Below are 6,271 nucleotides of genomic sequence, written 5' to 3'. Positions count from 1 at the left end.
GTACCGTGCGTGGTGACTTTAATGGAGTAGTCCCCCACTTTGACGCGGCCACTATCGCCTCGGCTAGCATCAGCGCGGCCACTTCCCCAGCCACCCAACGTAACGGAGTCCGTCTCACCTTTAAAAAGTGAGAACGTTATCGGGGCACCATTCTCCTGAGCCAGAGCGGCAAGCGCCATGCCACCAACAATGGTAGCAGAGACAAAGCGCACGAGGCGGCGGTTAAGGACACGCATCTTCAAACTCGATTCCTTTCGGCACAACTAATCCAATAGACACTACTGACAAGGATGCCAGCCTATTATACAACGTCGGCGCGACGAATCCTTCTTTGACGAAAAAATCTTACGGAGAGGCGGCAAGGTCGCCCGGCTTGAGACGCGCTCCGTTTGCATAGGCCGCCGCCGCCATCGCGGGCTTGCCCGGTGGCTGCACGGTGACGAGGCGCAGGATGCCCTCAACGGTCGCCAGCTCAATGCCCTCTTTTGTCACCGCGATAATCTTGCCGGGTATGCCAGGCTCCTCGATAGGAAGGGCAATCGCCTCCAGAGCCTTCACTTCTTTTCCTGCCAACCGGATCACACCTGCCGGACGGGGCGTGAGGGCACGAACACGGTTAGCAAGCTGCGTGGCACTCTCGGCAGTGGGATCAAGGAAGCCATCCTCGCGGGTGAGCATCGCGGCGTAGGTCATGCCGTCTTCGCTCTGCGGCGTGGGCTGCCACTGCGGCTCACGCTCCAGGCGATCTAGAGTCTGGATCAGTAGCAATGCTCCAGCTTCCGCCAAGCGCGGCTCCAGCGCGAGCGTGGTGTCGGTGGGCAAGAGAGGAGTGCGCGTCTCCAAAAACACGGGCCCTGTGTCAAGAGAGGCTTCCATCTGCATGGTCGCCACGCCCGTCTCAGCATCTCCTGCCATAATCGCGCGATGAATAGGGGCTGCGCCACGCCAGCGCGGCAGGAGCGAGGCGTGGACATTGATACCGCCGTACTTTGGAATGTCTAAAACGCGCTGGGGGATGATCTGGCCAAACGAGATCACGACGAGCACATCCGGGGCGAGCGCGGCAAGCTCCTCAGGGAAGGGCTTGCGGCGCACTTTCTCGGGCTGGAGGATTGTCTCGTAGCCAAGCGCCCGTGCTGCTTTCTTCACCGCCGACTCGGCAAGCTGCATCCCGCGCCCCGCAGGCCGATCCGGCTGTGTCACAACAGCAAGCACCTCATGGGCACTGGCATGAAGTGCGTGAAGTGTCGGTACGGCAAACGGCGATGTCCCGAAGAAAACAACACGCATGCTACTCGGCAGGCTCGCGCTCCGAGGCTTGCTCCTCAGGTGTGAGCATATGGAGTGTCTTGGGATCGGCGCGCTCGGTGAAGAGAATCCCATTAAGATGATCTACCTCGTGGCAGATAATCCGCGCCTCGAAGTCGCGGGCCTTGAAGCGCACCGGGTGGCCGTTGGCATTGAGCGCCTGGACATGGATCTGGGTGGGGCGGCGCACCACGCCACGCAGACCGGGAATCGAGAGACAGCCTTCTTCGGGCTCGTACTGCTCGCCTTTTTCTTTGGAGACATGAGGATTGATGAGTGCCTGAAGCCCCCCTCCCGCATCGTAGACCAGAAGGCGAAGGCTGCGGCCCACTTGAGGCGCGGCCAGCCCGACACCATGGGCGGCGTACATAATATCAGCCATCTCCACGATCAGGGCGCGGATCTCACTGTCCACCAGCTTGACCTCTGCAGCAGTTTTGAGGAGCACTTCCCAGCCCGCACTCTCTTTGTACTTCAGCACACGACTGTCGTCGAAGGGGATATCTTTGTATTTCTCTGCCAGATCAGGAAGCTTATCAGATGCCATAGCGCCCCCCATTTTATCATGCAAAATTTTCGTTGAATACCCTGGTAATTTTTTCAGGTTCTGCCGACAATGCAGACAGTACGTCACCTAAAGGATCGAAAAGCTATGTCATTTTTTATGCGAGATAAGAAAGAGAGTGCGTCTGAGCCAGCCGCACCACCCGTTCGGCTGAGCAGCGCGCCTGCTCCCATGCCTGCCGCCCCTGTCGTCGCCGTGGCAGAGCCGCCTACTCTCTCCTCAGAAGGGACGCTCAATTTTCCTGCGATCTATCACTTTGCCAAAGTGAGCACCACCAGCTTCACGGCGGAGCAGACCCTGGACATGCTAGAGCAGCTTCCCCAGGCCATGCAACTTGAGATGAAGCGCCAGACGGTGCAAGTGACCCTTGGAGCGCTGGGAACGGCCATCGGAGCCAACCGTCAGAGCATTGTGGGGGATGCCACGCAGAAGCGTGACACCCTCCAGCAGTTTGCTGAGGCTCAGGGCAAGAAGACCGCCGACTATGTCTCCGAGACCGAGTCCCTGATTGCGGACTTGCAGCGCCAGATCGCCGAAAAAGAAGAGCAGATCGCCACTGCCAAAGAGAAGCAAGAGCGTATCCGCACCCTCTGCGACACGGAGTCGGATCGCTTAGAGAGTGTCCTGAGCTTCTTTGGTACCGAGCCCACTCTCATGGTGACGCCGGTTGTCTCCCTGATTCTTGACGACACAGAAACGGATACCGATGAGGAGTCCGGCGAGCTTAAAGTAGCCGCCTAAGCTTTATTCTTTACGGCCTTTACGGCTTCCGGGTGGCCGACAGTGCTCCATTGCTGGTCAGGCGCACCAAGCCAAGTGCATCGTTCTCAAGCTCCGCGATAGTGCCTCCATCGAGAGTCAGTCGGTAGCGGCGTGTCTTTTTCGGGGAGTCTGGCAGGCGAGTGAGCTCCCCACTTAGCGCCAGCTCGTCGCCCGTGACGAGGGGGAGCAAGAGCACGGGGCGCTTCTGGCCGACGGCGAGCCCTGCAACGGGCTCGGGCAGAAAAAGCGAGGCAAGAAAGAGCGCCACTCCGCCCTCGGGTACGGTGGCAAACTTGGGCAGGAGTGAGGGATAGGCGTAGCGCAGCGCCGTGCCGTCCCACTCCGCGCTCAGAGGCGTTCCGGTCAGACGGCTGGTTAGGCGGCGCAGGCGACGCTCAAAATCCAGTTCCGCTTCCAGCTTTCCTTCGGAGTGCGTGACTGTCCAGCCATTGCCTCCCTGCTCCGCACGCCACTGGCCACTTTCCAGGGTCTTGAGGACAAAGGCGGGGTCGTTTTTTTCTGGTGCCATTGCCGCTGTCGCCACAAACGAGGGGATGAGATCGCCCTTGAGAACTTCACCCTGTGGCCCCAGCCAGAGAGTGCCCCGCTCGCGCTCTTTGGGATAGCCAAGCCCACTCGCTCGGTAGCGTAGCCGCCGCGCCATCACGGCTTCATCGCGCAGCTTCAAAAGCTCCTCGCGCTCTTCGGTAAGCGCCAGTGTCCCCGAGAGCAGGCCCGGTGTGCTCTCTTCACGCACTAGGGTGACGGTCTGCTCGATGCTCGAACCACGTCTCAGGAGCCGCCCGAGACCAAACCAGAGCAGTGCCTCGTGCACGACGCCAAGACTATTTTTTGCGGGGTTGAGCACGCCTCGCAGGCCACTTTTCTGGAGCTGGTACGAGCCATCCAGCGCCTGACTGACTTCAACGCTTTCCAGCGATCCCTCCGGCCAGCGCAGTCGCCCCTGCCCCTGATCTATAGTCCCATTGGCTTGGAGCCGTCCTGTGAAATCGAGCGTGGGCAAGGTCGGGGCAGTCTGCTCGCGAGTTCCCAACAAGCGCAGGACAACGGTTCCCCGCATCAGCTGAACGGTCGTGGCAACACGCTCTGGGAGGCGGCTCTGGACGCTACTCCGAAACCAGCTCCGGGGCAGCGTCAACGAGAAAAGAGGATCTTGGTCTTGTCGGTGCACCATACTCTCTCTTTTCTCTAACGCTGCCCAGAAAACCTGCCGATACTAGAATATGCGACCCTTTGAGCACAACCAGGGAGATTTCCAGAGGACAGTCTTTACCCTGCGGCATATCGAAACCGGTGAGTTTGTCTGTCTGCGTCAGAGTGGCGATGAGTACCTCGCCGCCTTCTCCGATGGCGACTCGGCCATGCGCTTTCGTGCAGAGCTGCACCTAATCGAATTTGTGGATGTCTCCCCGATGCGCCTGGGAAGTGTCCCTTTTGACCACTACTACTTAGACGGCGAGCTCACCACCCGCTCCCAGCTCGCCACCACACACTAACCAAACTCTCATCGCAATATCGCTTGATTTTGAAGGAACCACACTCGACCAGGTTCTCAACCTAAAGAAGGATACTGCTATGACGATTTTGTTTGCCGTCGTGACTCTCTCGTTGCCCCTGCCGATAGCCGCGCAGCCCCCCGATCCCCCTCGTGCTCAGGTCACTCAAAAAAATAAAGCGCTCACGTTGGATTTCCAGAATTTCCCTCTCAGTACTGCGCTCGTCAAGATTTTCCGGGTAGCGAACGTCCCCTTTGCTTTCAGCGAATGGTTCTCCGGGTCCGTGACACTTCAGCTCAAAGACGTTTCGTTAGAGACAGCAATCCAACGGATTGCGGATCTCTTCCCCCAGTCCGTAACGATCAGGAGAGAGCAGGGTGTCTGGCGTGTCAGGAGCCAACAAAAACGTGTTGAATCTCTCAGCAAACACCTTACCCTACGCCTTGAGAACGTCCCACTCGATGTTGCGCTCGACATTCTCAAGGAGTCTCTTCCTGGACAAAAATTCATCATTGGTTCTCTTGAGCCCATGCCCCACATCACGTATGACCGCGAGCACGTACCTCCCCAGCAGGCTCTAGCGGACATTTTGAAGCTGGCGAGGCCACCTGTTGCAGCCCATATCCATGAGGATGGCACGCTCGAAATCCGGCTTCGAAATCCCGGTTTGGTCAAGAATACAGGCAGAGAAATGGATATTGACTTTCGTAATGCCAACTTGAAAGACGCAATCACTATAATCGTTCAGCAGGCTCGTCTGGATAATGTCGTGATCCAGTCGGGGATGGAAAACGCTAAGATTACCCTGAGTATTAACCATGTAACTCCCCTTCAGGCTCTACAAAAAATCTGCGAGAAATGTGAGCCGCCCGCGGTGTTGAAAGAGAGCGATGGTATCTACTACATTCTTCCCAAAAAGTAGAAGCAGGCACTTTCGTATCTACCGATGAATCTATCGCCATGATAGATCGAAAGGCGCTGGTCACGCGGCACCATGTGGTGCTCACCAAGCCAGACCCTCTCACACCGCTCTCGGTGGGCAATGGGGAGTTTGCTTTTACGGCGGACATCACGGGCCTCCAGAGCTTCCCAGAGTTCCATGAGAAAGCGATGCAGCTAGGGACACTCGCGCAGTGGGGCTGGCACAGCGATCCCAACCCGCAGGGCTTCACACTGGAGCAGGCGCTGAGCCTGCATGACGGCGTCTCGTACCCCGATCAGTCCATGACGCCCGCCGGGCTCTGGCTCCGTGCAAACCCGCACCGCCTGCATCTAGGCCGCTTAGGTTTTGCCGAGCTGACCCTCGCGGAGCTTTCCGAGACGCGCCAGACGCTGCATCTCTGGGAAGGGCGACTGGAGAGCCAGTTTAGTGTCGGTGGGCAAAGAGTGACCATCGAGACGCTGTGCCACCCGACGCGCGATCTGATGGCGGTTCGGGTGTCGCCCAGCACGTTGCCGTTACGCCTGAGCTTCCCCGGAGCCTCCGCCGACTGGATCAAGACCGCGGACGAGGCCCATCCCGAGCGCCACACCACGGCCCATAAAACGCAAAAGACACGCACGGACTTTGTGCGCACACTGGATGAGACCCGCTACCACGCCACGCTTACCCTCTCACCCGGCGCGAAACTCACGCCCGAGGGGCCGCATCACTTTCGGATTCAGGGCGCGGGCAAAGCGCTCGAAGTGGTACTCGCCTTCTCGCCACAACCAATCACAGAGCGCTTGCCCTCGTTTGCGGAGACCAAGCGTGCGTCGGCCAAGCATTGGCAGGCGTTCTGGAGCACCGGCGGCGCGCTAGACCTCTCAGGCTCCACCGACCCGCGTGCCGCTGAGCTAGAGAGGCGGATCGTACTGTCGCAGTTTCTCACGAAAATCCACTGCGCGGGCTCGCTACCGCCGCAGGAGACGGGGCTGGTGCAGAACTCATGGCACGGCAAGTTCCATCTGGAGATGCACTGGTGGCACGCGGCGCACTTTGCGCTCTGGGGCCGCGAGGCACTACTGGAGCGCAGCCTGCCCTACTACACCGAGATTCTTCCCCAAGCGCAGGCCACGGCGCGGCGGCAAGGGTTTCGCGGGGCACGCTGGCCTAAGATGGTCGGCCCCGATGGCCGCG

The 6,271-nt window shown here is 59.2% G+C and carries 7 protein-coding genes and 1 pseudogene; 4 read left to right on the top strand and 4 right to left on the bottom strand.

The features are described 5' to 3' along the window. The 3 genes from RMO15_RS17285 to def all read right to left on the bottom strand — a co-directional run. The coding region (locus RMO15_RS17285) for a hypothetical protein (RefSeq protein ID WP_309714695.1) at positions 1-236 on the bottom strand (236 nt) is incomplete at its 3' end. A gap of 109 nt (positions 237-345) precedes the next feature. Continuing rightward, positions 346-1,290: a methionyl-tRNA formyltransferase gene (gene fmt, locus RMO15_RS17280; protein ID WP_309714694.1), complete on the bottom strand. Its 945-nt coding sequence runs from the start codon at positions 1,288-1,290 to the stop codon at positions 346-348. A gap of 1 nt (position 1,291) precedes the next feature. Then, positions 1,292-1,855, bottom strand: a complete 564-nt coding sequence (gene def / locus RMO15_RS17275) for a peptide deformylase (protein WP_309714693.1) — start codon at positions 1,853-1,855, stop codon at positions 1,292-1,294. Between the two features lie 117 nt (positions 1,856-1,972). On the opposite strand from def, the gene RMO15_RS17270 reads away from it, so the two are divergent. After that, on the top strand, positions 1,973-2,614 hold the full coding sequence (locus RMO15_RS17270; RefSeq protein WP_309714692.1) for a hypothetical protein: 642 nt from the start codon (positions 1,973-1,975) through the stop codon (positions 2,612-2,614). A gap of 19 nt (positions 2,615-2,633) precedes the next feature. On the opposite strand, the gene RMO15_RS17265 is transcribed toward RMO15_RS17270, so the two are convergent. Further along, complete coding sequence (locus RMO15_RS17265; RefSeq protein ID WP_309714691.1) at positions 2,634-3,830, bottom strand: hypothetical protein; 1,197 nt, start codon at positions 3,828-3,830, stop codon at positions 2,634-2,636. Positions 3,831-3,879: 49 nt separating this feature from the next. Between RMO15_RS17265 and RMO15_RS17260 the strand changes: the two genes are divergently transcribed. The 3 genes and pseudogenes from RMO15_RS17260 to RMO15_RS17250 all read left to right on the top strand — a co-directional run. Continuing rightward, complete coding sequence (locus RMO15_RS17260; RefSeq protein ID WP_309714690.1) at positions 3,880-4,152, top strand: hypothetical protein; 273 nt, start codon at positions 3,880-3,882, stop codon at positions 4,150-4,152. 79 nt (positions 4,153-4,231) lie between these two features. Continuing rightward, complete coding sequence (locus tag RMO15_RS17255; protein WP_309714689.1) at positions 4,232-5,074, top strand: hypothetical protein; 843 nt, start codon at positions 4,232-4,234, stop codon at positions 5,072-5,074. Between the two features lie 38 nt (positions 5,075-5,112). After that, positions 5,113-6,271 (top strand): annotated as a pseudogene (locus RMO15_RS17250) (glycoside hydrolase family 65); the annotation flags it as partial.

Origin of the sequence: Armatimonas sp., from assembly GCF_031410135.1 — a bacterium.
Taxonomy (GTDB): Bacteria; Armatimonadota; Armatimonadia; order Armatimonadales; family Armatimonadaceae; genus Armatimonas.
The sequence above is the reverse complement of the archived record's forward strand: the minus strand, read 5'-3'. Positions and strand labels throughout refer to the sequence as shown.

Bases quoted from the DNA above. Each gene is read 5' to 3' on its own strand.
- fmt (WP_309714694.1), bottom strand. From the start codon at position 1,290: ATGCGTGTTGTTTTCTTCGGGACATCGCCGTTTGCCGTACCGACACTT.
- def (WP_309714693.1), bottom strand. From the start codon at position 1,855: ATGGCATCTGATAAGCTTCCTGATCTGGCAGAGAAATACAAAGATATC.
- RMO15_RS17270 (WP_309714692.1), top strand. From the start codon at position 1,973: ATGCGAGATAAGAAAGAGAGTGCGTCTGAGCCAGCCGCACCACCCGTT.
- RMO15_RS17265 (WP_309714691.1), bottom strand. From the start codon at position 3,830: ATGGTGCACCGACAAGACCAAGATCCTCTTTTCTCGTTGACGCTGCCC.
- RMO15_RS17260 (WP_309714690.1), top strand. From the start codon at position 3,880: ATGCGACCCTTTGAGCACAACCAGGGAGATTTCCAGAGGACAGTCTTT.
- RMO15_RS17255 (WP_309714689.1), top strand. From the start codon at position 4,232: ATGACGATTTTGTTTGCCGTCGTGACTCTCTCGTTGCCCCTGCCGATA.